At 73.2% G+C, this 21,749-nt stretch carries 17 protein-coding genes; 10 read left to right on the forward strand and 7 right to left on the reverse strand.

All coding sequences use genetic code 11. The features are described from left to right. Window positions 1-77: 77 nt before the first annotated feature. The gene (locus tag ACLHRZ_RS27680) at window positions 78-1,700 is read right to left on the reverse strand and encodes an alpha/beta hydrolase (protein ID WP_490421265.1); all 1,623 of its coding nucleotides are present in this window, start codon (window positions 1,698-1,700) and stop codon (window positions 78-80) included. A 154-nt stretch (window positions 1,701-1,854) separates the two neighbouring features. On the opposite strand from ACLHRZ_RS27680, the gene ACLHRZ_RS27685 reads away from it, so the two are divergent. From ACLHRZ_RS27685 to ACLHRZ_RS27705, 5 genes are all read left to right on the forward strand, one after another. Further along, complete coding sequence (locus ACLHRZ_RS27685) at window positions 1,855-3,261, forward strand: MFS transporter (RefSeq protein WP_490421266.1); 1,407 nt, start codon at window positions 1,855-1,857, stop codon at window positions 3,259-3,261. Continuing rightward, window positions 3,258-3,728: a MarR family winged helix-turn-helix transcriptional regulator gene (locus tag ACLHRZ_RS27690; RefSeq protein WP_490421267.1), complete on the forward strand. Its 471-nt coding sequence runs from the start codon at window positions 3,258-3,260 to the stop codon at window positions 3,726-3,728. The genes ACLHRZ_RS27685 and ACLHRZ_RS27690 overlap by 4 nt, the downstream gene beginning before the upstream one ends. Before the next feature lie 30 nt (window positions 3,729-3,758). Then, entirely contained in the window at window positions 3,759-4,316 is a 558-nt protein-coding gene (locus tag ACLHRZ_RS27695; protein ID WP_490421268.1) for a hypothetical protein, read from the forward strand. 53 nt (window positions 4,317-4,369) lie between these two features. Next, window positions 4,370-5,833, forward strand: a complete 1,464-nt coding sequence (locus tag ACLHRZ_RS27700; RefSeq protein WP_490421269.1) for an FAD/NAD(P)-binding protein — start codon at window positions 4,370-4,372, stop codon at window positions 5,831-5,833. A 62-nt stretch (window positions 5,834-5,895) separates the two neighbouring features. After that, window positions 5,896-6,849: an oxidoreductase gene (locus ACLHRZ_RS27705; protein WP_490421270.1), complete on the forward strand. Its 954-nt coding sequence runs from the start codon at window positions 5,896-5,898 to the stop codon at window positions 6,847-6,849. A 130-nt stretch (window positions 6,850-6,979) separates the two neighbouring features. Here ACLHRZ_RS27705 and ACLHRZ_RS27710 read toward each other — a convergent pair whose 3' ends face one another. From ACLHRZ_RS27710 to ACLHRZ_RS27720, 3 genes are read right to left on the reverse strand one after another with little or no spacing between them, the layout of a single operon-like run. Then, window positions 6,980-7,642: a methionine ABC transporter permease gene (locus ACLHRZ_RS27710; RefSeq protein WP_490421271.1), complete on the reverse strand. Its 663-nt coding sequence runs from the start codon at window positions 7,640-7,642 to the stop codon at window positions 6,980-6,982. After that, entirely contained in the window at window positions 7,639-8,664 is a 1,026-nt protein-coding gene (locus tag ACLHRZ_RS27715; RefSeq protein WP_490421272.1) for a methionine ABC transporter ATP-binding protein, read from the reverse strand. The genes ACLHRZ_RS27710 and ACLHRZ_RS27715 overlap by 4 nt, the downstream gene beginning before the upstream one ends. Before the next feature lie 6 nt (window positions 8,665-8,670). Then, on the reverse strand, window positions 8,671-9,486 hold the full coding sequence (locus ACLHRZ_RS27720) for a MetQ/NlpA family ABC transporter substrate-binding protein (RefSeq protein WP_490421273.1): 816 nt from the start codon (window positions 9,484-9,486) through the stop codon (window positions 8,671-8,673). 241 nt (window positions 9,487-9,727) lie between these two features. Here ACLHRZ_RS27720 and ACLHRZ_RS27725 point away from each other — a divergent pair, with 241 nt between their 5' ends. Beyond that, window positions 9,728-10,690 carry a hypothetical protein gene (locus ACLHRZ_RS27725; protein ID WP_490421274.1) on the forward strand — a complete coding sequence of 321 codons (963 nt, stop codon included), beginning with the start codon at window positions 9,728-9,730 and terminating at the stop codon, window positions 10,688-10,690. 115 nt (window positions 10,691-10,805) lie between these two features. On the opposite strand, the gene ACLHRZ_RS27730 is transcribed toward ACLHRZ_RS27725, so the two are convergent. Further along, the gene (locus ACLHRZ_RS27730; protein WP_490421275.1) at window positions 10,806-10,937 is read right to left on the reverse strand and encodes a hypothetical protein; all 132 of its coding nucleotides are present in this window, start codon (window positions 10,935-10,937) and stop codon (window positions 10,806-10,808) included. 229 nt (window positions 10,938-11,166) lie between these two features. On the opposite strand from ACLHRZ_RS27730, the gene ACLHRZ_RS27735 reads away from it, so the two are divergent. Next, the gene (locus ACLHRZ_RS27735; protein ID WP_490421276.1) at window positions 11,167-12,006 is read left to right on the forward strand and encodes a glycosyltransferase family 2 protein; all 840 of its coding nucleotides are present in this window, start codon (window positions 11,167-11,169) and stop codon (window positions 12,004-12,006) included. 18 nt (window positions 12,007-12,024) lie between these two features. Here ACLHRZ_RS27735 and ACLHRZ_RS27740 read toward each other — a convergent pair whose 3' ends face one another. Then, window positions 12,025-12,717, reverse strand: a complete 693-nt coding sequence (locus ACLHRZ_RS27740) for a response regulator transcription factor (RefSeq protein ID WP_490421341.1) — start codon at window positions 12,715-12,717, stop codon at window positions 12,025-12,027. 20 nt (window positions 12,718-12,737) lie between these two features. Continuing rightward, complete coding sequence (locus tag ACLHRZ_RS27745; RefSeq protein WP_490421277.1) at window positions 12,738-14,774, reverse strand: GAF domain-containing sensor histidine kinase; 2,037 nt, start codon at window positions 14,772-14,774, stop codon at window positions 12,738-12,740. Between the two features lie 411 nt (window positions 14,775-15,185). On the opposite strand from ACLHRZ_RS27745, the gene ACLHRZ_RS27750 reads away from it, so the two are divergent. The 3 genes from ACLHRZ_RS27750 (at window position 15,186) to lanKC (ACLHRZ_RS27760) (ending at window position 21,651) form a co-directional block, all read left to right on the forward strand. After that, entirely contained in the window at window positions 15,186-16,247 is a 1,062-nt protein-coding gene (locus ACLHRZ_RS27750) for a radical SAM protein (protein WP_490421278.1), read from the forward strand. Window positions 16,248-16,280: 33 nt separating this feature from the next. Continuing rightward, window positions 16,281-18,917 (forward strand): class III lanthionine synthetase LanKC, encoded by a 2,637-nt coding sequence (lanKC, locus tag ACLHRZ_RS27755; protein ID WP_490421279.1) that lies wholly within the window; start codon window positions 16,281-16,283, stop codon window positions 18,915-18,917. Between the two features lie 166 nt (window positions 18,918-19,083). Further along, the gene (lanKC, locus tag ACLHRZ_RS27760) at window positions 19,084-21,651 is read left to right on the forward strand and encodes a class III lanthionine synthetase LanKC (RefSeq protein WP_490421280.1); all 2,568 of its coding nucleotides are present in this window, start codon (window positions 19,084-19,086) and stop codon (window positions 21,649-21,651) included. Window positions 21,652-21,749: the final 98 nt, after the last annotated feature.

The following is a 21,749-nucleotide window of genomic DNA, read 5'->3' on the forward strand; positions in this document are numbered from 1 at the left end:
AGGCCCACGAAAACCCCGAAAGTCGAGAGGTACCAACTGCGTGAGCAACCACAGGCGACCTGCAGCCGCAGAACCGCCTACTCCTGAACCGCACACTCCAGGTGCGCCGGAGGCAGCACGCCCCCGACGAGAAAGCCGTCAACGGCACGATCGGTGCACTCCGACCCTCCGCCGTAGGCGGCATGCCCCGTCCCCTCGCGCACGACGAGCGACGAACCGCCGAGGTTCTTCTGCACGGCCTTCGCGTTGTCCAGCGGCGTGGCGGGGTCGACCGCGTAGGAGACGAGCACCATCGCCGGCGCCCCGGGCGCGGTCAGCCGCTCGGCGCGGCCCGTCGGGGCGATGGGCCAGGCCGCGCAGTGGAACATGGCCGTGGCCACGGTGGCCCCGAACAGCGGTGACGCCTTGTCGAACTCGCCGACGTACGCGAGCAGTCGGGACGCGCTGCGCGGCCCCGGGCGGTCGAGGCAGTCGACGGCGTTCCGGGGCATGGTGGGGTCCTCCGCGGGCACGTCCACCGGCGGGGCGCCCTCCCTGCGGGTGCCCGTGGCGGGGATCTGCTCGGCCGCCAGGCCGATGAGGGCGCCGGGCCTGCCGGCCATGGCGTCGGCCAGCGCCAGGGTGAGGTCCGGCCACTTCTCGGCCTGGTAGAGCGGGCCCCGGATGCCCTGTGCGGCGATGCCGGTGGTGAGCCTGCTGCCGTCGGGGCCGGGCAGCGGGGCGGCGTCGAGCGCGCGGACGAACTGCGTGGTCCTGCCGACGATCTCGTCCGCGGTGCGGCCCAGGGGGCACTCGTTCGCCGCGCAGGTGCGCGCGTAGCTGGCGAAGCTGGCGTCGAGCGCCTTCGTGTCGCCGCGGGCTACCGCGGTCTGGTCGGCGGCGGGGTCGACGACGCTGTCGAGGACGAAACGGCCCACGCGGTCGGGGAAGAGCCGTGCGTAGTGCTGGCCGATGAAGGTGCCGTAGGAGACGCCGAGGTAGTTGAGCCGCTGTTCGTCGAGGGCGGCGCGCAGCAGGTCCATGTCGCGGGCGACGCTCACGGTGTCCATGTGGGCCAGCAGGGCGCCGGTGACCCGGCGGCAGTCCTCGCCCTGCGCGGCCGCCGCCCGGAACTCCGCGTCCGCCTGCTGCGCGGTGCGCGGGATGAGGTCGCTGCCGTTGCCCTCGGGGCAGTGCAGCGGGGCGGAGCGGCCGGTGCCGCGCGGGTCGAAGGCGACCAAGTCGTAGCGTGCGGCCACGTCCGGGGTGGCCTCGAAGGCCCCGTCGGCGACGAGGGCGGCGCCGGGTTCGCCGGGGCCGCCGGGGTTGAACACCAGCGAGCCCAGGCGGCGTTCCGTGTCCCGGGCCCGGACGCGGGCCACCCGGATCCGGAGGGTGCTGCCCGCCGGGGCCACGTAGTCGACGGGCACGGTGAGCCAGGAGCAGTCGGCGTCGGGACGCAGAGTGACGCCCGCGGGGCCCGCGTCCTGGGTGGTGCACTCCCCCCAGTCGAGGCGCTGCCGGGCGAGGTGCGCGGGCAGCGGCGGCAGACCGGAACCGGCCGCGTGCCCGGGTGTGCCCGAGGGACCCGCCGACCGCGGTTCCGGTCGCCCCGGGCTGTCGTCCGCACTGCACCCTCCGGCCACGAGGGCGCCCGCGACGGCCATTGCCGTCACGGCGGCGCGCGATGCCCTGCGCGACCGGGTTCGTATGCAGGTCACGGTCCCAGTCCAGGGCGCGGCGGGCGGCGGCGCAGCCGGGGAGGGGCCATCGGGATGACCGCAGCACCTCCTCAAATATTAGAAGGCAAACTTGCAAGCTTCCCTTATTGGCAGGCAGACTGTTGTCATCTGCAGGAACGGCGAAAGAAGCCCGATGTCCAGCACCCTGACCACCACCGCCCCCGCCGGCGAACGCATCCGGAGGACCGGTTTCGGCCCGCGGTTCGTCGCGCCCGTCGTCATCGGCTCGATGCTCAACCCGGTCAACTCGACCATGATCGCCACCGCGTTGGTCCCCATCGGCCGCGATCTCGGCGTCGGCACCGCCGGCACCGCATGGCTGGTCTCGGGGCTGTACGCGGCCAGCGCGGTGGCCCAGCCCGCCATGGGCCGGATCGCCGACCACCTGGGCGCCCGCAGGGTGTACACAGCGGGTCTGGTGCTCGTCGGGCTGGCGGGCCTGGCCGGGCTCGGCGCCTCCTCGCTCGGCATGCTGATCGCCGTCCGGGTCCTCATCGGCATCGGCACCTCCGCCGCCTACCCCGCCGCCATGGCCATGATCCGCGCCCAGTCCGCCCGGCTGGACCAGGAGCCGCCGGGCGGCGTCCTCGGCGCGCTGACCATCGCGGGGCTGGCGAGCGCGGCCGTCGGGCCCGCGCTCGGCGGCCTGCTCATCGGCCTGGCCGGCTGGCGGTCGATCTTCGGCGTCAACGTGCCGCTGGCCGCCGCCGGCCTCCTCCTCACCCTGCTGTGGCTGCCCGCGGACGAACCGCGCACGACACCGCGCGAGCCCGTGTGGCAGGCGCTCGACCCGCTGGGCGTCCTGCTGTTCGCGGGCGTCATGGTCCCCGCGATGCTCTTCCTGATGCGCCTGCGCCACCCCGACTGGCTGCTGCTCGCCCTCGCCGTCGCCATGGCGGGCGCCCTCACCGCCTGGGAACTCCGGGCCCGCAAGCCGTTCCTCGACCTGCGGATGCTGGCCGCCAACCGCCCCCTGCTGCGCACCTACGCCCGCTGCGGAGCGGCCTTCCTCGTCATCTACTGCATCATGTACGGCTACACGCAGTGGCTGGAGGAGGTCCCCGGCTACTCGGCGACCGTCACCGGCCTGGTGATGCTGCCCATGTCCGCGACGGCGGCGGTCTGTTCGTGGTCCGGCGCGCGCGGCAGGCGGGTGCGCGGGCCGCTGGTGACCGGCACGGCCGCCATGACGGTGGCCGCCGCGGCCCTGTTCTTCACCGGCCCCGGCACCCCCGTCCTGCTGCTGGCGGCCATCGGCGTCGTCTTCGGACTGCCCAACGGGCTCAACGCCGTGGGCAACCAGACCGCGCTCTACGCCCAGGCGCCCGAGGGCCGGATGGGCACGGCCGCAGGCTTCTTCCGCACGGCCCAGTACACCGGCGCCGTCGTCTCCGCCGCCCTCATCGGACTGCTCTACGGGGACCGGGCCGGCACCCACGGCCTGCACACCATCGCCCTCGTGCTCACCGGGCTCGGCGCCGTGCTGCTCGTGGCCACACTGGCCGACCGCAGCCTGTCGAAAGGTACCCTTTCCAAGTGATCCACGAGCAGCCGCCGTCCTCTGCCTCAGCCGTCTCGCCCGAGCTCGCCGAGGCAGCGGCGAAACTGCGCGTCCTGACGGGACAGTTGATGAGGCGCCTCCGCGCCGCCTCCGAGGGCGAGGGCGTGACGCTGTCCCAGGCCGCCGTCCTCAGCCGGCTGGACCGGCACGGCCCCGCCACCACCGTCGCCCTCGCCCGGGCCGAGCGCGTCCGCCCCCAGTCGATGGGCGCGACCCTCGGCGCCCTGGAGGAGGAGGGCCTGGTCGAGCGCTCCCCGCACCCCACCGACCGCCGCCAGGCCATCATGTCCCTCACGGACAAGGGCCGCCGCCAGCTGACGGAGGTGCGGCGCACCCGGGAGGGCTGGATCGCCCGGGCGCTCGGGGAGCGGCTGGACGAGCGGGAGCAGGCCGTGGTGATCGAGGCGCTCGACCTGCTGACGCGGTTGGCCGAGGAAGAGGGATAGGGCACCGCCCCCAGGGCCATAATCAGCAGCATGGACGCAGGGTTGGCGGCGGTCTCCGGTGCGCTGGCGGCGGCTGTTGCGACTGTCGGCGCGGCCTTCGCGGCCGGATGGGCCCAACGCGAGGGCGTGCAGCTCACCATCAGGGCGGAGGACCGGAAGGATCTCCGCCGGCCCCGCTTCGAGGTGTACCTGTCCCTCTTCACCTGCGCCACGAACCTCCACCGCCTGGCCGCGCAGGGGGAATCGGACACGTCGACGATCCTCGACGCCATGCGAGCCGAGGTGGACAACATCGAGAAGCTCTGGCCGACCGTCGCCCTGCGCGGGCCCGAGGACGTCGCCACCCATGCAGAGGAAATCAACAACCGCGCGAAATCCCTCTACGCCTTCTATCGCCGTACGGCAGTTGAGGACAGGCCGGGAGAACCGCCTCGTGATGCCGAGGTGAAGGCGCTGGATTCCTTGCTGAACGTGCTGCGCAAAAGCATCGACGCGTTCCAAGCCGCTGCGCGGAAAGCCCTTTACGGTGACGAGCTCGCGGACCGGCGACGACTCCTTCGCCCGTTCATCGCCCGCCCCCGCATATGAACCTCTGCACCCGCGAGGCCTGAACTCCTCCGCCCACGGGCAAGATGCCGCCCATGGAGCAGAACATCGTGGTCATCGGGGCCGGTGTGGCCGGCACGAGCGTCCTCGTGCACCTGGTGGACGCACTCGTCGGCACCGGCCGCGCCTCTCCCCGTTCCCTCCACGTAGTGGACCCCCACCCGCCCGGCTGGGGCCTCGCCTTCGGGGACCGTGACCCGCTGCTGCTGTGCAACAGCGCCGCCGAGATCAACTCCGTCCGCGCCGACCGGCTCGACGACTTTGTCGTCCACCTGCGCGAGCACGGCTGGACGGGCACACCCAAGGACTGCGTCCCGCGGGCGCGGATGGCCGAGTACTGCCAGGAGCGCTCCGTCCGGGCCACCGCCCTGGCCGCCGCCCACGGGATCGACGTCCACCACCACCGCACCACCGCCGACTCCATCGGCACCGGCACCGGCCCCCGCCACCCGGTGCGCCTCGGCACCGGAGAGGAACTGGCCGGCGACGCCGTGGTCATCGGCACCGGTGTCCAACGGCCCCGCGTCCCGCACAAGTTCGCGGACTTCACCGGGCACCCCGCCTACCTCGACAGCCCCTACCCGGCCCGCCGCCTCCGCGACGCACTGCACCCCGGCAGCCGCGTACTCGTCCTCGGCACGCACCAGTCCGCCATCGACGCCTCCCTGCTGCTGTGCCGCGGAGGCCACCGCGCCACCCTCACCTCCCCGTCCGGGCAGCTGCCCGCCGTACGCCCCTCGCTGGCCGCGCCCGGCCGCCCGCTGCCTCCCCTCGACCGCATCGCCGCACTCGACCCCGCGGACCCGCACCTCCCGGACCGGCTGCTGCGCTGCGCGGTGGAGGCGCTCCGGCTGCTCGGCCCCCGGCCGCTGCGCCGGCAGACCTCCTCCGCCGCCGACCCCGTACAGCGGCTGCGCGAGGAGACGGCCCTGGTAGAGGCGGGCGCCTGCGCCTGGCCGGACCTCGTGGTGCCGGTGATCGAGGGGGCCATCGCCCTCGGCGGCAGACTCCCCGAGCCCCGCCTGCGGGCCCTGCTGGCGCACTTCGCCCCCTTCACCGGCCGCTATGCCACGGCGATGACGGTCGTCAACGCCCGCCGCCTGCTGGCCCACTTCGACGCCGACCGCCTCCGCGTCGCCCCCGCCTATCCCGAGGCCGTCGCCTTCCGTGACGGCGCCTGGCAGGTGCAGTGGCCGGACGGGACGCGGGAGCGCTTCGGGCACGTCGTCAACGCCACCGGCTTCGAGCTGCCCGCCCTGCACTGGGACCGGGACCACAGCGCCCTGCACCTGTCCGGACCGCAGCCCGGCGGCCGGACGCTCGGCCGGCTGGAGGCCGACCTGCGGGTCCGGCGGTTCCCGCAGGCGCCGCCCGAGCACGTGTGGCTGACGGGGGTGGGCACGCACGTCCGCATCCCGTTCTCGAACCACCTGCGCAACGTGGCCCGCCAGGCCCGGCACGTCGCCGAGCAGGTCGCGGCGGGCGCGCCTGCACGGTGACGGGCGCCCGGCAGCGGACAATACGGTCGCCCGGGTCCGCCGACCGGCCGCCGAGGAGTCAGATGCACAGCTGGACCACCCAGGACATGCCCAGCCAGGAGGGCCGGCTGGCCGTCGTGACCGGCGCCGGCAGCGGCATCGGCTACGTCACCGCGCGCGAGCTGGCCCGGGCGGGCGCCGAGGTCGTCATGGCGGGCCGGGACGAGGACAGGCTCCGGGAAGCAGCCCGGCGCGCGGCCGCCGAGGTGCCCGGTGCGCGGGTGCGGCCCGAGCGGCTCGACCTGGCGGACCTGTCCTCCGTGGAGGCCTTCTCCGAACTGCTGGGCCGCGCCGGCCGGCCGGTGAACCTGCTGGTCAACAACGCCGGCGTGATGGCCGTTCCGGAACGGCGCACCACCGTGGACGACTTCGAGCTCACCGTCGGCGTCAACCACCTGGGCCACTTCGCCCTCACCGGACGACTGCTCCCGCTGCTGCTGCGGGCGCCCGGCGCCCGCGTCGTCACCGTCAGCGCAGCCATCGCCCGCAGCCCGATGGCCGATCCGAGCGACCTGCAGAGCACCCGGCACTACCGGCCGATGGCCGCGTACGCCAAGTCCAAGCTCGCCAACGTGCTGTTCGCACTGGAGCTCCAGCGCCGCGCCGACGCCGCGGGCGCGGGACCGGTCAGCGTGGCCGTCCACCCGGGCTCCAGCCTGACGGGCCTGCAGCGGCACCTGTCCCGCCCGGTGCGACGCCTGGCGGAGGTCACGCTGGAACGGTTCGTCGGACAGCCCGTCGAGGCGGCCGCGCTGCCCTCCCTCTACGCGGGCACCGCGCCCGGCATCGCGCCCGGCGGCTTCTACGGCCCCACCGGGCGCTTCGAGGCCCGCGGCGGCCCCGGCCCCGTGGAACTCCCCACGGCCGCCGGTGACACCGCCCGGGCACGCGCCCTGTGGGAGACGTCGGAGGCCCTCACCCGGGTCCCGTACGTCTGGCCTGGCGGCCCGTACTTCGAGGAGGAGAACCCATTCTGATGGTCCGTCACTAGTAGGTCGGCCTGGCGAAGCGCAGTACGTGGTCGCGCCTCAAAGGGGCGCGGGGAACTGCGCGACCAGCCACAACGAGCCCGCAGTTGACGCACTGCACTACCCGCGGAGTGCTTGGCTACCTGCGCAGCACCTTGCGGGCCAGGAAGTTGCCCAGCAGCTGGGCCAGTTGCACCAGGACGACGAGCACGGCCACGGCGACCACCATCACCGAGGTGTCGAAGCGCAGGTACCCGTACGTCATGGCCAGATTGCCCACGCCTCCCCCGCCGACCGTCCCCGCCACGGCGGAGAAGTCGATGAGGGCGACCAGCATGAACGTGAACCCGAGGACCAGCGGCCCCAGGGCCTCGGGGACGAGCACGGTGAGGATGATCCGCACCGGGCCCGCGCCCATCGAGCGGGCCGCCTCGATCACCCCGGGCTCCACGGCGACGAGGTTGCTCTCGACGATCCGGGCGACGCCGAAGGTGGCCACGACGACCATCGGGAAGACCGCCGCATCGGTGCCGATCATCGTGCCGACCACGCTCCGCGTCACCGGGGACAGCGCCACGATGGCGATGATGAACGGGACCGGCCGCACGACGTTGATCAGGGTGTTCAGGACGGCGAAGACCGCGCGGTTCTGCAGCACGCCGCCCTTGCGGGTGGCGTGGAGGGCCAGGCCGACGGCCATGCCGAGGACGGCGGACAGGGCCAGGGTGACGAGCACCATGTACACCGTCTCGCCGGTGGCGTCGACGACCTTGGGCCAGAAGGTGTGCCAGTCGGCCTTCACCGTGCGACCGCCTTTCGCTGGTCCGCGAGGCGGGCGAGGACGGCGTCGATGTCCCGTTCCGCGCCGCGCAGTTCGAGGGTCACGCTGCCGAGCGAGCGGTCCTGCACCTCGCCGACGCCCGCGTGGGCGACGGTGAAGTCCACGTCGTACACGCGCAGCAGGCGGGAGAGCTCCAGCATGCCGTCCTCGTCGTGGGTGACGGGGACGGTGACGAGCCGGCCGCCGTGCCGGGCGCGCAGCCGGTCCAGGGCGGCGGCGTCCGGGAGGTCGTGGAGCGCGGAGCGGACGAACGCCTCGGTGGTGGGGTGCTGCGGCCGGCAGAAGACGTCGTAGACGCCGCCGCTCTCCACCACCTTGCCGTCGGCCATCACGGCCACGTGGTCGCAGAGGGCGCGGACCACGTCCATCTCGTGCGTGATCAGGACGATGGTGATGCCGAGTTCGCTGTTGACGCGCCGCAGCAGGGCGAGGACCTCCTGGGTGGTCTGCGGGTCGAGGGCGGAGGTGGCCTCGTCGCAGAGCAGCACCTTCGGCGAGGTCGCCAGGGCGCGGGCGATGCCGACGCGCTGGCGCTGGCCGCCGGAGAGCTGCTCGGGGTAGCGGCGGGCGTGCCCGTCCAGGCCGACGAACCGCAGGGCCTCCGCGGCCCGTTCGCGTGCCGCGGCGCGCGGTGTGCCGGCGACCTTGAGCGGATAGGCGACGTTGCCGAGGACGGTGCGGGACCGGAAGAGGTTGAACTGCTGGAAGACCATCCCGATGGAGCGGCGCACCTCGCGCCGCCCCCGCTCACCGAGGGCGGCAAGATCCTGGCCGTTCACCAGGACGCTGCCGGAGGTGGGCACTTCGAGGTGGTTGACGAGCCGGAGCAGCGTGCTCTTGCCGGCTCCGCTGTGGCCGACGATGCCGTAGACGCTGCCGCGGGCGACGGTCAGGGAGACGTCGTCCACGGCCGTGAAGCCGGGGCCGCCGTCGCGGCCGCCGCCGGCGGGGAAGGTCTTGGTGACGTTGCGGAGTTCGATCACGGTGGTTCAGCCCCGTCCCTGCGCGGAGAGCCGGTCGAGCTCCTGCTGGAGGTCGGCCTGCGGGAGGTCCAGGACGTAACGGGCGCCGCCCGACGACTTCTTGACGGCCTCCTGCACCGGGGCCGACCGGTAGAGCCTGACGATCTTCTGCACCGTGTCGCTGTCCTTGTCCTTCGCCCGGGCGGCGATGACGTTGACGTAGGGCCGCGCGGCGGCGCTTTCGGGCTCGTCGCGGAAGATCGCCTGATCGGTGCGGCGGCCCGCCTGCTCGGCGACTCCGGCGTTGATGACGGAGGCGGCGGTGTCCTTGAGGCTGCGCGGGGTCTGCTGGGCGTCGACGGGCGTGATGGTGAGGTGCTTGGGGTTGCCGGTGATGTCGTCGGGGGTGCCGTAGATGCCGGCCTTGTCCCTGAGCCGGATCAGTCCGGCCTGCTGCAGGACGAGCAGGGCCCGGCCCTGGTTGGACGGATCGTTGGGAATCGCGATCCGGGCGCCGTCGGGGACGGCGTCGACGGACTTGTAGGTGAGGGAGTACACCCCCATCGGCGCGACGGAGGTGGAGGTGACGGGCACGATGGCGGTGCGGTTCTGCGCGTTGAACTGGCTGAGGAACGCCAGGTGCTGGAAGGCGTTCAGCTCGATGTCGCCGTCCGCGAGAGCCTTGTTGGGCAGCTGGTAGTCGTCGAAGGGCACGATCTTCACGTCGAGGCCTTCCTTCTTCGCCTCCTTCGCCAGCACGTCCCACTCCGGGTCCGTTCCGCTGACCCCGATCCGTACCCGGTTGCCGCCCGCCTCGTCGGACGTCCCGCAGGCCGACAGCACGAGGGCGAGGGCGGCAGCTGCGGAGGCCGCGAGGGCACGGCGGCGGGACAGAGTGAGGTTCGTCGGGGACTCATTCCGGAAGTGCGAATAACGTTCCGCGGATCGTAAGCACGAAACCGTCAATCAGCCTTCCGACGAAAGGAGAGATTCACCCACCCGAAACAAACCAAAGGAACTGGCCGGAGTTTTCCAAGGATCTTGTCGGAGTCCCGCAGGCCGGTCGCATACTGCCCTTATGTCGATGACCCGGGCGAGATGCCGAAGAACCAACGCGCTCAACCTGCCGAGAACGGCCACCGGATTCGACCAGGTCCTCCACGCGGTGCGCGCAAGGCCGCCGCGGCGGGCACCGGAGCTGCCCGGCGAACCGCGCTGGCGCAGCGAGTTCGTGGTCACGCGCCCCCGGGGGCCGCGGGTGCGGCTCCAGGAGTTCGGCTACACGTCCCGTGAACTCGGCTGCGGCCAGGGCCGACTGGACGACACCGCGCTCGTCGGCCCCGTACAGATCCTGACACCCGAGGGGCTCGCCTGCCTCACCGAGGTGTGCGACCGGCTGGAGGGCGCCGCGGGCGCCAGCCGCTTCATCGCCACACGCCGGGTGCGCAGCGCCGACCTGATGTCGGCGTTCATCAACAACATGATCCGCGACCGGGCGTTCCTGCTGACGTGCTCCCGCCTGGTGGGCGTACCGCTGATCCCGCACCCCCTGCGCATCCCCACCGCCCAGATCAACTACTTCGAGGGCCGGGGCCCGGGCGCCCGCCCCGACATCGTGCGCTGGCACCGCGACGGCATGGACTACGTCTTCACCATCCAGCTGAACGGCTACGAGGACTACGAGGGCGGCCGCTTCAGCTACTTCCGCGGCCGCACGGACCAGTTCGACGGTGCACGGGACGGCGACCCGAGGATCCGGGAAGCGGACTGCGGGGACCGGGGCGCGACACTCTTCCTGCACGGGAGCCGGATCTTCCACGCGGTGACCCCGGTGACACGGGGGCGACGGGTGACGCTGGTCGTCTCGTTCTTCTGCCCGTACTTCGCCCGACAGGACTCGAACACGTTCTGGCACCTCGCCGGGGACGACGGAATCCCGGCGACGATCCCGTGCTGGCTGCGGCTGAAGTGGCCGGTGCGCGATGCGGCGATGGACTTTGCGCTGCGGGCGGGGAGTCCGGTGGTGACGTGGGAGGATGTGCGGTAGGCGGGGCGGCTGCGCCGCGCTTGCGGGGTCGGGTGCCGGTGACGACTCCACGCCGGGCCCGACTCGGCAATCTCCTCAGCGGAGTACGGGCATGCACTCCTTCTCATGTTGATGGTCAACCGATGAGTTGTGGCGGCGGGGAACCAGTGCAGCTGATGTCTGCGATGTTGTCCCGGAGGTGCAGCAGGTACTCGCCGCGTGCGTTGACGATCATTGCTGCGGTGCCCTTGGGCTCGTTGCTCCCCACGGTGTCCCCATCTCTGCCCGGCTGCGTGGCGTAAGCCGCCAAGCGGGCTTGGCGAAGTGCAGTGCGTGATCGCGCCCCGAAGGGGCGCGGGGAACTGCGCGAACAGCCACGACGAGCCCGCAGTTGACGCACTGCACTTCCGCGGAGCGCTTAGTATCGCGGAACCGTCCGGTCGAGGAGGGAGCGTTCAGCTGTGTGTCATCCGCGCGTAGGCGTCGCGATCTTGACGATGGGCAACCGGCCCGAGGAACTCCGCGCCCTTGTCGACTCCGTCGCCAAGCAGGACGCCGTCCCGGCCCGTGTCGTGGTGGTCGGCAACGGGTCCCCCCTGCCTCCTCTGCCGGAAGGCGTGACGGGGGTGGAGCTGGACGAGAACCTCGGCGTCTCCGGCGGTCGCAACGTCGCGTTGCGGGTGCTCCGGGACTTCGGCGACGTTGATGTGCTGGTCGACCTGGACGACGACGGGCTGTTGATCAGTCCGGACGTGTTCGGCCGGATCCAGGGACTGTACGAGGAGGACGACCACCTGGGCATCATCAGCTTCCGTATTGCCGACGAGACGGGACACACCCAGCGCCGGCACGTGCCGCGCCTCCGTGCAAAAGACCCGATGCGCCGTGGTCTGGTGACGACGTTCCTCGGCGGCGGCCACGCGCTGTCGATGCCGATGCTGGAACAAGTCGGCGGCTGGCCCGAAGAGTTCTTCTACGCCCACGAGGAAACCGACCTGGCGTGGCGCGCTCTGGACGCCGGCTGGAAGGTCCTCTACGAACCTGCGCTCGTCCTCCAGCACCCGCGCACGCTGCCGACCCGCCACGCGGTCTACCACCGGATGGTGGCCCGCAACCGTGTCTGGCTGGCCAAGCGGCACCTGCCCGCCGCCCTGGTCCCCGTCTACCTCGGCGTGTGGGCGCTGCTCACGCTCGCTCGCAGTCGCTCCCTGGCCGGGCTGCGCGCGTGGGCGGGCGGCTTCGCAGAGGGCGCGAGAACGCCGTGCGGGCGGCGCCAGCCGATCCGATGGGCCACGGTGTGGCGCATGACCAAGCTGGGCCGCCCGCCGATCGTCTGAGGCCGGTGTATCGACCCCTCACCCTCCTGTTCGGGGGGCGGGCCCCGCCCCCCGCGGCGCATGCCGCAAATACGCCAGCACCGCGCTCACCCGCCGGTGCAGCTGGCTCTCCTCCGCCAACCCCAGTTTGGAGAAAGTCGAGTTGACGTGCTTCTCGATCGTCGACTCCGACAGTGTCAGCGCCTTCGCGATCGCCCGGTTCGTCTTGCCTTCCGCCATGTGCCGCAGCACGTCCAGTTCCCGGCGGGTCAGGGCCGCCAGCGGGGCGTCCGCCGCCCGTGTGTGGCTGCCCATCAGGACCTCGACGATGCGGGGGTCGACCACCGAGCGGCCCGCCGCCACCTCCCGCAATGCTCGCAGCAGTTCGTCGAGTTCCCCGATCCGTTCCTTCAGCAGGTACGCCAGGCCGTCCGTCCCCCGCTGGAAGAGGTCGAACGCGTAGTTCTCATCGGCGTGCTGCGAGAGCATCACCACACCGATGCCGGGGTGCGCGGCGCGGATCTCGTGGGCCGCGGCGATGCCCTCCGTGTGGTGGCTCGGCGGCATCCTGATGTCCGCGATCACCGCCTCCGGGCGCAACCGGTCGACGGCGTCGAGGAGTTCGTCCGCGTTGCCGACCGCGGACACCACGGCCACGTGCCCGGTGTCCTCGAGCAGCCGGCGCGTGCCCTCGCGCACCAGGTAGTGGTCCTCGGCGATGACGACCCGCATCGCCTCCTCACCCACGTCGGTCACCGGCATCCTCCGTCCTCGCACACCCGCTCGGCCAGCCGGGAGCGGATCACGGTGCCGCCCCCGGTCCGGCTGGTGATCAGCAGATCGCCGCCGACCGCCTCGATCCTGTCCCGCATGCCGGTCAGCCCCGACCCGGCGGCGGGGTCGCCGCTGAAGCCGACGCCGTCGTCGGTGACCTCCACCACCAGCCAGCCGCCGGAGCGCGTTATGCGGATGGTCGCGTGCGTGGCGTCGGCGTGCTTGAGCACGTTGGTCAGCGCCTCCGAGACCAGGTAGAACGCCGACTCCTCGACCTCGAGCGCGAAGCGCACCCGGTCCAGCGAGTCCTCGACGTGCACGGTGACCGGGATCGGCATCCGGCGGGCGCGGGAGGTGACGGCGGCCACCAGGCCCTGGTCCGTGAGGACCGGCGGGTGGATGCCGTGGGCGACCTCGCGCAGTTCGTCGATGACGCGGTAGGCGTCGTCCTGGACCTCGGTGAGCACCGCGTCGACGTCGCCCCCGCGGGCGAGCCGGTTGCGGGCGAGCCGCAGCTTGGCGACCAGGGCCACCAGGTCCTGCTGGATGCCGTCGTGCAACCGGCGCTCGATGCGCCGCCGTTCGCCGTCCTGGGCGTGCACGATGCGGGCACGCGAGGCGTCGAGCTCGCCCGCCTGGCGCTGCACCTCCTCGACGCGCGCGGACAGTTCGGCGGCGAGGTACACGTTGTGGACGGCGAGCGCGGCCTGCCGGGCCAGGGTCTCGACCACGTCGTGGTCCTCGGGCATGAACCGGCCCTCCGTCTTGGGCCCGTACTCGATGAGGCCGAGGACTTCGTGCCCGTACCACAGGGGCAGCGTCGTCCTGGAGGTTCCGTCCGTCTCCTCGCCCGCGGCGCCCAGGTGGGCCGGCAGGCCCTCGCCGCCCAGCCGGATGCGGACCCACTGCAGGCCGAGCCCCTCCTGCAGGCCCGCGGCCAGCTGGGGGGCCAGCAGGTCGAGGTCATAGGCGTGTTCGAGCGCGGTGCCGAACTGGACGATCAGTTCGAAGCTGCTGAGCCGCTTGCCGAAGACGCGGCGCTCGGCGAGCTGGTTCAGCCGGGCGCGCACCGGCTGGAACAGGGCCGTCGCGGTGACGGCGACGAGGACGGACAGGCCGATCGGGAAGTACTGGCCGGCCGTCAGCCCGAGCGTCATCGCCATGCCCAGGTACCACGCGCTGATGATCAGCCACAGCGTGCCGTAGACGACTTCGCGGTGGATGACGATGTCCACGCCGAGGAAGCGGTAGCGGAAGGCCGCGTAGACGACGGACAGCGAGATGAGCACGTACGGCAGGGCGCCGAGCAGCGAGCCGATGAGGTAGAGGATGCCGGTCTCGCCGTGCCAGGTGCGGAAGAGGCGGCAGCTGCCGCGGCCCAGGAAGAGGACGGCGGCCGCGGCGGCGAGGGGGAGCAGCCGCGCGACGTCCTCCTGCCCGGCCGCCCGGGCGCGCAGGCAGCGGACGACGAGCAGGGCGGCGCCGAGCCCGGGCAGCCACGCCTCGGGGTGGTAGAAGACGGCGAGTTCGACGACGCGGGTGGGCACCCCCGCGAGCGGCAGGACGAGCGGCAGGGTGAGCAGGCCCCAGAACGCGCCCAGGACGGTGCGTTCGTGGCGGAAGCGGTAGCGGCCGTCGGGCAGCAGGGCGAGCAGGCGTACGACGAGGATGCTGAAGGTCAGGTTGTTGACCTCGGTCGGCAGCAGGACGGCCGAGGCCTCCGGTGAGGGAAGGCCGTTCTCGGGCGCGGTCAGGTCCCAGCCGCACCGGGTGGTGAGCAAGGCGGCGGTGTAGCGGATGGCGATGCTCGACGCGAGGGCGGTGCCGACCAGCAGCAGCCTGCGCGCGACCGGGTTGGCCGGGGCGTGCCACCAGGCGAACAGGCCCGCGCAGTAGCACGGCAGGACGGAGCCCAGGATCCAGGGCAGCGTCACGGTGTTGTTCCGCAGCAGTATCGCGCCGGCCGCCACGGCCCACAGGAGGCACAGCCCGCCGGAGATCGCGGCAATGCGCATGGGCCGGCCGGTACCCCTCACCCGCATCAACCGAAGGTTCCCCTCGCGATATCGCTCCGCGAACCCCGCATGCCTGCTCTTCCGGCCGGGGGTCCGGGGGTCGTCCCCCGGAAGGACACGGTCGGCCGGGGGTCCGGGGGTCGTCCCCCGGGAAGACACAGTATGAGCAGAGTTCGTGACCTTGGTCCAGAAGCTGTCCCGCATGTGCGTATGGCGGAAAACCCCCAGTGGAATCGGAGGGTTCCGGGGTCCCCCTCCGTGCCGCGGACGCGGCAGACTCGGTGCGTCCGTCGTGGAAAAGTCCCCGATACGGCGGGCGGGTGACGGCAGGTCGTTCTGGCGTGCGACACCACGAACTCTGCACGAACCGTTCCGTGTTGAAAAGCCGGTGGAAAATGCCGAAGGGGAACCATGCTCGAGTCGTCCGGTCCCGAGGTGGTCGTCTGGGACACCACCTATGCCTGTCCGCTGCGGTGTTCGCACTGCTATTCGGAGTCCGGTCGCCGGGCTCCGCGGCAACTGGGCCACGAGGACATGCTGCGGGTCGCCGATGCCCTGATCACGCTCAACCCCCGCGTGGTCGCCCTGTCCGGCGGCGAACCCCTCGTCGTCAAGGGAATCTTCGACGTGGCCGGCAAGCTGTCCCGGGCCGGCATCAAGACGGCCGTCTACACCAGTGGCTGGATCATGGAACCGTGGATGGCCACGGAACTCGCCAGGGTCTTCGACGAGGTCATCGTGAGCCTCGACGGGGCGACGGCACAGATCCACGACCGGATCCGGGGCCGGCGCGGCTCCTTCGACCGGGCCCTGAGCGCCCTGACCCTGCTCGACGCGGCGGCGCGCGAGCGGCGCCGGCGCCGGCGCAGTCCGCTGTGGTTCGGCATCGACTGCGTCGTGGTGCGCAGCAATTTCCCGCAGCTGGAGGAATTCTGCACGGCCATCGCACCCCGGTTCCCCGAACTCCGTAGCGTCACCTTCAACGCGGCCGTCCCCGAAGGCCTCGCCAGCCGCCCCGAGTTCGGCCATTTCGAGCTCCTCGACGACGAACAGGTGGCGGAATTGACGAGTGAGCAACGGCACGCCCGGCTCCAGGACCTCGCCCCGGAATCGGTGCGCGTCTTCACCACCGACAACAGCAATCTCGTCATGCGCCCCGACCGTTTCGCCAGCGGCGTCGACGCACGAGTGATGCAGGTCGAACCCGACGGCGAAGTGCGGGCCCTGCCCGTCTACGAGGGAACGGTGGGAAACCTGCTCGAAGAATCCCCGATGGAACTCTGGCAGCGCGGCATTTCGCGGCTGAACGACCCGTTCGTCATCGAGACGCTCTCCGCCGTGCGCACCATGCAGGACTGGGCGGAGGCGGTGCGGCGCATGGACTACCACTTCGGCTCCCCGGAGGTGCGGTCCCGGATCGACCGCCGCTCGGTCCGGACGAACCCCCCGGAATTCAGCGCCCTGGCGCTGTGACCCATCGAGTCCTCGCCCCGAGGAGGACGTGCCGTGTTGACGTTCAAGGACTACGACCGCTTCTGCTTCGCCGACCCGGTCTTCTACGACCGTCCCGAGCGCTACCCGGACGCCGGCGAACGGCTGGCCGCGGCACGGCGGCTCGCCCCCGAGGGCTGGGCCCGCGGCGAGTCGGGCTGGTGGGTCACCCTGCGGCCCGGCGGGGAGGCGGCCCCCGGGCAGGGCTGGCAGATCCACGTGTCCGTCACCCTGCCCGAGGTGGTCCGGGCCGTCGAGATCGTCTGGGGCTACTGCGTCGAGCGCAGGCTCCCGTTCGACTTCGTCCGCAGCCGGGCCGCCGCCCGCGAGCTCAACGGTGACCGGGCCGACCGGCTCACCGGCGGCCGGCTCATCACCGTCCACCTCGACGGCGAGGAGGAGCTGACCCGCACCCTCCCCGAACTCGGCGCCCTGCTCGACGGGTTGACCGGCCCGTACGTGCTGGGCGGGCTGCGGCACGGGCCGGGGCCGCTGTACGTGCGCTACGGGTCCCGGGACGGGCGGACGTGCCCCGACGGCGAGGGCGAGTGGGGGCCCGCGCTGCTCACCCCCGACGGCACGCTCGTCCCCGAGCCGCGCCGCCCGGTGTTCTCCCCGCCCGACTGGCTGGAGCTGCCCGGGGTGCTGCGCCCCGACCTGGAGGCCCTGCACGCCGCCCCCGCGGGGGAGTTCCCCTACCGGGTCGAGCGCGCCCTCGGCCTCGGCAACGGCGGCGGCACCTACCGCGCGGTGCACCTGCGCACCGGCAAGCCGGTGCTGCTGCGCGAGGCCCGGCCGCACGCCGGCCTCGACCCGCGCGGCGAGGACGCCGTCACCCGGCTCGCCCGGCAGCGCTCGGCGCTGGAGCGGCTCGTGGGGCTGGAGTGCGTACCGCGGCTCGTGGACCACCGTGTCTACGCCGAACACCACTTCCTGGCCGAGGAGTTCATCGAGGGCCGCACCCTGCTGCAGGCCGCCTCGCTCGCCTTCCCGCTGACCTCCACCGGGCGCGCCGCCCGGGAGGCCGGGTCCTACACCGCGTGGGCGCTGGGCGTGCTGGAGCGGATCGGCCGGGCGCTCACCGCCGTGCAGGGGCGGGGCCTGCGGCTGGGCGAACTGCCGCCGAAGAACGTCGTGCTGCGGCCCGACGGCCGAGTGGCGCTCGTCGGCTTCGCCTCGGCGACCGGACTGCACGACACCCGCCCGGCGGCGCCGGGCGAGCCGGGCTTCAGCGTGCCGCCCGGCTGCCGCGGCACCGAGGCCGTGCGCCACCTGCTCGACTGCCTGCGGCTGTGGCTGTTCCTGCCGGTCCCCTGGCGCGACCCCGCCAAGCTGCACACGCTCGTCGCGGCCGTCGCCCGGCACTACCCGGTCCCCCCGGACTTCGGCCCCGCCCTGGTGCAGGGGCTGTGGCCCGGCGACCGGCCCGCCGAACAGGACCGGGCGGGCGCCCTGCTGGCGGCCGACCCGCCGGACTGGCCCGCGATCCGCAGCGCGCTCGTGCACGGCATCCACGCCTGCGCCACGCCCGACCGCACCGACCGCCTCTTCCCGGGCACCCCCAACGGGCGCACGCTCATCGGCGGTTACCCCCTCGGCTACGGCGCGGCCGGGGTGCTGTACGCGCTGCACCGCGCGGGGGCGGACGTCCCGGAGCCGTACACCGCCTGGCTGGCGGCGGCCGCCACCGGCGACCGCAGGCCCCGGCCGGGCCTCTACGACGGCCTCCACGGCGCCGCCCTCACCCTCGACCTGCTGGGCCGGCGCGAGGCCGCCCGCGAGGTCCTGGACCGCTGTCTGGCCCTGGACGAGCGGGCGTTCACCCTCGACCTGGCGGGCGGCCGCGCCGGCATCGCCCTGACCCTGCTGCACTTCGCCGCGGCCACCGGCGACACCGCGCTGCACGACGCGGCCCTGCGCCTGGCCGCCGACCTGGCCGAGGCCGTCGAGGAGGGACCGCTGCCCGGCAGGCCGGGCCGGCCCGCACCGTACGGGCTGCTGCACGGCGCGACGGGGATCGCCCTGTTCTTCCTGCGGCTGTACGAGGAGTGCGGGGAACGGCGCTTCCTCGACCTGGCCGACCGGGCGGTGCGCCTCGACCTGAACAGGCTGCGGACGCTGCCCGACGGCCACGTGGCGCTCTTCGACGGCTCAGCCCACCTTCCGTACCTGCACGGGGGCAGCACCGGGCTCGCGTTCGTCCTGCGCGACCTGCTGCGGCACCGCCCCGACGGGCAGCGCGCCGAGCTGCTGGCCCGCATCCGCCGGACCTGCGACGCGGTGTACGTGCGCAACGCGGGCCTGCTGCGCGGGCGTTCGGGATCGGTGGCCGTGCTGGCGGCGCTGGACGAGCCCGCGGACCGCCCGGCCCTGCTGCGGCAGATCCGCCTGCTGTCCTGGCACGCCCAGTCCTACGGCGGCCACCTCGCCTTCCCGGGCTTCCGCGCGCTGCGGCTGTCCGCGGACCTGGCGACCGGCTCCGCGGGCGTGCTGCTGGCGCTGAGCTCCGCGTTCGAGAGGACCGGCCCCGTCCTTCCCTTCCTCGATCCGCGGTCCGTCACCCGCGCGGCGCCGGAGGGAGGTGAACGGCATGTCGGAAATCCTGGAGCTGCAGGAGATGGAGGAGGAGACCCCCGCCCTGTGGCCGTGTAGCAACAGTTACCAGAGCACCCTCGGGCAGGTCTGACGGCCGGCCCCGGGGGAGGCGCGCCGGCCGGCCGCCCATCGCCCCACGGGGACGGCCGGCGCGTCGGCGGCTCCGCCGCAGGAGCGCCCCGTCAGGGGCGCGGGGCTGTGCTGCGTCATGCGGCTACGCCGCGTGGGCGCGACCAACCACGACGCGCCCGCAGCCGACATACGGCCCACGGGGCGCAGATCCCGGAGGAGGACGACCATACTCGCCCAGGGCCACCTCGCCGCCGACCCCCTCTTCGCCGATTCCCCGGACCGCGTCGAAGACGCGACCGAACGCTTCGCACGGGCCGACCGCCCCGCGCCCCCCGGCTGGCACCGCGCCGAGCGCGCCGGCTGGGTCTCCCTCCAGCGCGCCGGCGCCCGGCTGGAGCCGCAGGGCTGGAAGATCCACGCGTCGGCGACGGCCGAAGAGGCCCCGCGCGTGGTCGACACGGTGTGGGAGTACTGCGTCGAGCACGGCATCGGCTTCAAGTTCCTGCGCAGCAGCACCCTGTTGGCGCTCGTCAACAGCAAGCGGGCGCCGCGCTCGGCCGGCGGCAAGCTGATCACCATCTACCCGCGCTGCGAAGAGCTGCTGGAACGCACGCTGCGGGAGCTGTCCTCGCTCTTACGGGGCGTCAGGGGCCCGTACATCCTCAGCGACCTGCGCTGGCACGAGGGCCCGCTGTACCTGCGCTACGGGGGCTTCGCCCCGCGCTTCTGCTTCTCGCACGACGGCGACTACGTGCCCGCCGTGCTGCGCCCGGACGGCGAACCGGTGCCGGACGTGCGCGGGGCCGTGTTCCGGGTGCCGCCGTGGGCCGGCGTCCCGCCGTTCGTCGCGGACCGGATCCGGGCCTCCCGCAGCGGGCCGGGCGGACGGCTCCCGTACCGGGTGGAGAAGGCGCTGCGCTTCTCCAACAGCGGTGGCGTCTACCGCGCCGTCGAAACCGGCACCGGACGCACGGTGGTGCTCCGGGAGGCCCGCCCGTACACCGCCGTCGACGACCGGGGCAGGGACGCGGTGGCCCGGCTGGCCCGCGAACACGCCGTGCTGCAGCGGCTGTCCGGGCTGGACTGCGTGCCGCAGGTCCTGGGGCGCACCGTCCACTGGGAACACCACTTCCTGGCCGAGGAGTTCGTCGAGGGCGAACCGCTGCTGGAGGCGGTCGCCCGGCGCCACCCGCTCCTCCGCCCCGACCCGCACCCCGCGGAGCGGGCCTCCTACGCCGCGTGGGCGTGCGGCGTCCTCGACCGGATCGGGGCGGCGGTGGCCGCGCTGCACGCACGGGGAGTCGTCTTCGGGGACCTCCAGCCGGGCAACGTGCTGGTCCGGCCGGACGGCAGCGTGTGCCTCGTCGACTTCGAGACCGCGTTCGGCACCGGCGAGGACGTCGCCCCGGCCATGGGGACACCGGGTTTCGTCGCCCCGTGGGCGCGTTCGGGCACCGCGGTCGACGCGTACGGGCTGGCCAGTCTGCGCCTGGCGGTCTTCTGCCCGCTGACGGAGCTGATGCGCTTCGACCCGCGCAAGCCCGGGCAGTTGGTCCGGCTCGTCGAGGAACGCTTCCCGGTGCCGCCGGAGTTCACCGCGCGGCTGCGCGAGGAACTGGCCCCGCCCGCGGGCACGGCCGTCAAGCCCGCGGTGGACTGGCCCCCGGACGGCCGGGAGGCGGAGTGGGACCCGGTGCTGGACTCGTTGTGCGAGGCGGTCCTGCGCAGCGCCACCCCGGAACGGGAGGACCGGCTCTTCCCCGGCGACGTCCGGCAGTTCGACGGCCAGGCGACGGGCCTGGCCTACGGCGCGGCCGGGGTGCTGCACGCCCTGCACGTCACCGGGTACGGCACGCGCCCGGAGTTCGCCGGGCACACCGACTGGCTGGTGCGGGCGGCCGAACGCGCGCAGTGGCCGCGGCCGGGGCTCTACGACGGGCTCGCCGGAGTGGCCCACGTGCTGGGCGAGTCGGGGCGGCTGCAGGAGGCGTGGGCGGTGCTGGAGCGGCTGGCCGCCTTCGACCTGCGGGGCTGCGGGACGGGCCTGTTCGGCGGCCTGGCCGGGATCGCCCTGGCCTTCCTGCACGCCGGCGACGCGGAGACCGCTGTCCGGCTCGGCGATCGCGTGGCACGCTCTCTCCACGACGGCGACGGCGCCGCCGCGGCCGGGCTCATGCGCGGGTGGTCGGGCCCGGCCCTGCTGTTCGTGCGGCTCTTCGCCGCGACGGGCGAGGAGCGCTGGCTGCGGTGCGCGGAGACCGCCCTGGCCCGGGACATCGCGCGCTGCGGCGCACCGCGCGGGCGGTACGTCCAGGTCAGGGACGGGCAGCGCTGGGTGGCCGGGCTGGGCGCGGGCAGCGCGGGGATCGGCCTCGTCCTCCAGGAGTTCCTGCGGCACCGGCCCGACCCCCACTTCGCACGGCTGCGGGACCGCATCCGCGACGGCCTGGGGGCGGAACTCCTGCTCTCGCCGGGCCTGTTCACGGGCCACGCCGGGCAGCTGTACACCCTGGCGCACCTGGACGGGCCGCAGGAGCTGCGGGAGGTGCAGCTGCGGGGGCTGGGGGTGCATGCCGTGCCCTACGAGGGCGAGTTGGCGTTCGCGATGGACGGACTGCTCCGGTTGTCCATGGACTTGGCGACCGGTACGGCCGGGGTGCTGCTGGCGGTGCACGCGGCGGTGCGGGGCGGGGGCGGGCTGCCGTTCCTCGGTTCCTGAGGGGAGTCGGTGGTGTGCGGGGGGCGTGCGCCGGTCGGCATGCTGCGGGTGCTCGGTACGAACGGGGCGGAATGACGGGTTCCGACGGGTAGGAAGAG

This window comes from Streptomyces sp. AM25 (genome assembly GCF_058146165.1).

Coding starts and splice junctions, on each gene's coding strand:
- ACLHRZ_RS27735 (WP_490421276.1), top strand. CDS start 11,167: ATGGGCAACCGGCCCGAGGAACTCCGCGCCCTTGTCGACTCCGTCGCC.
- ACLHRZ_RS27695 (WP_490421268.1), top strand. CDS start 3,759: ATGGACGCAGGGTTGGCGGCGGTCTCCGGTGCGCTGGCGGCGGCTGTT.
- ACLHRZ_RS27750 (WP_490421278.1), top strand. CDS start 15,186: ATGCTCGAGTCGTCCGGTCCCGAGGTGGTCGTCTGGGACACCACCTAT.
- ACLHRZ_RS27705 (WP_490421270.1), top strand. CDS start 5,896: ATGCACAGCTGGACCACCCAGGACATGCCCAGCCAGGAGGGCCGGCTG.
- ACLHRZ_RS27700 (WP_490421269.1), top strand. CDS start 4,370: ATGGAGCAGAACATCGTGGTCATCGGGGCCGGTGTGGCCGGCACGAGC.
- ACLHRZ_RS27685 (WP_490421266.1), top strand. CDS start 1,855: ATGTCCAGCACCCTGACCACCACCGCCCCCGCCGGCGAACGCATCCGG.
- ACLHRZ_RS27745 (WP_490421277.1), bottom strand. CDS start 14,774: ATGCGCATTGCCGCGATCTCCGGCGGGCTGTGCCTCCTGTGGGCCGTG.
- ACLHRZ_RS27725 (WP_490421274.1), top strand. CDS start 9,728: ATGACCCGGGCGAGATGCCGAAGAACCAACGCGCTCAACCTGCCGAGA.
- ACLHRZ_RS27740 (WP_490421341.1), bottom strand. CDS start 12,717: ATGCGGGTCGTCATCGCCGAGGACCACTACCTGGTGCGCGAGGGCACG.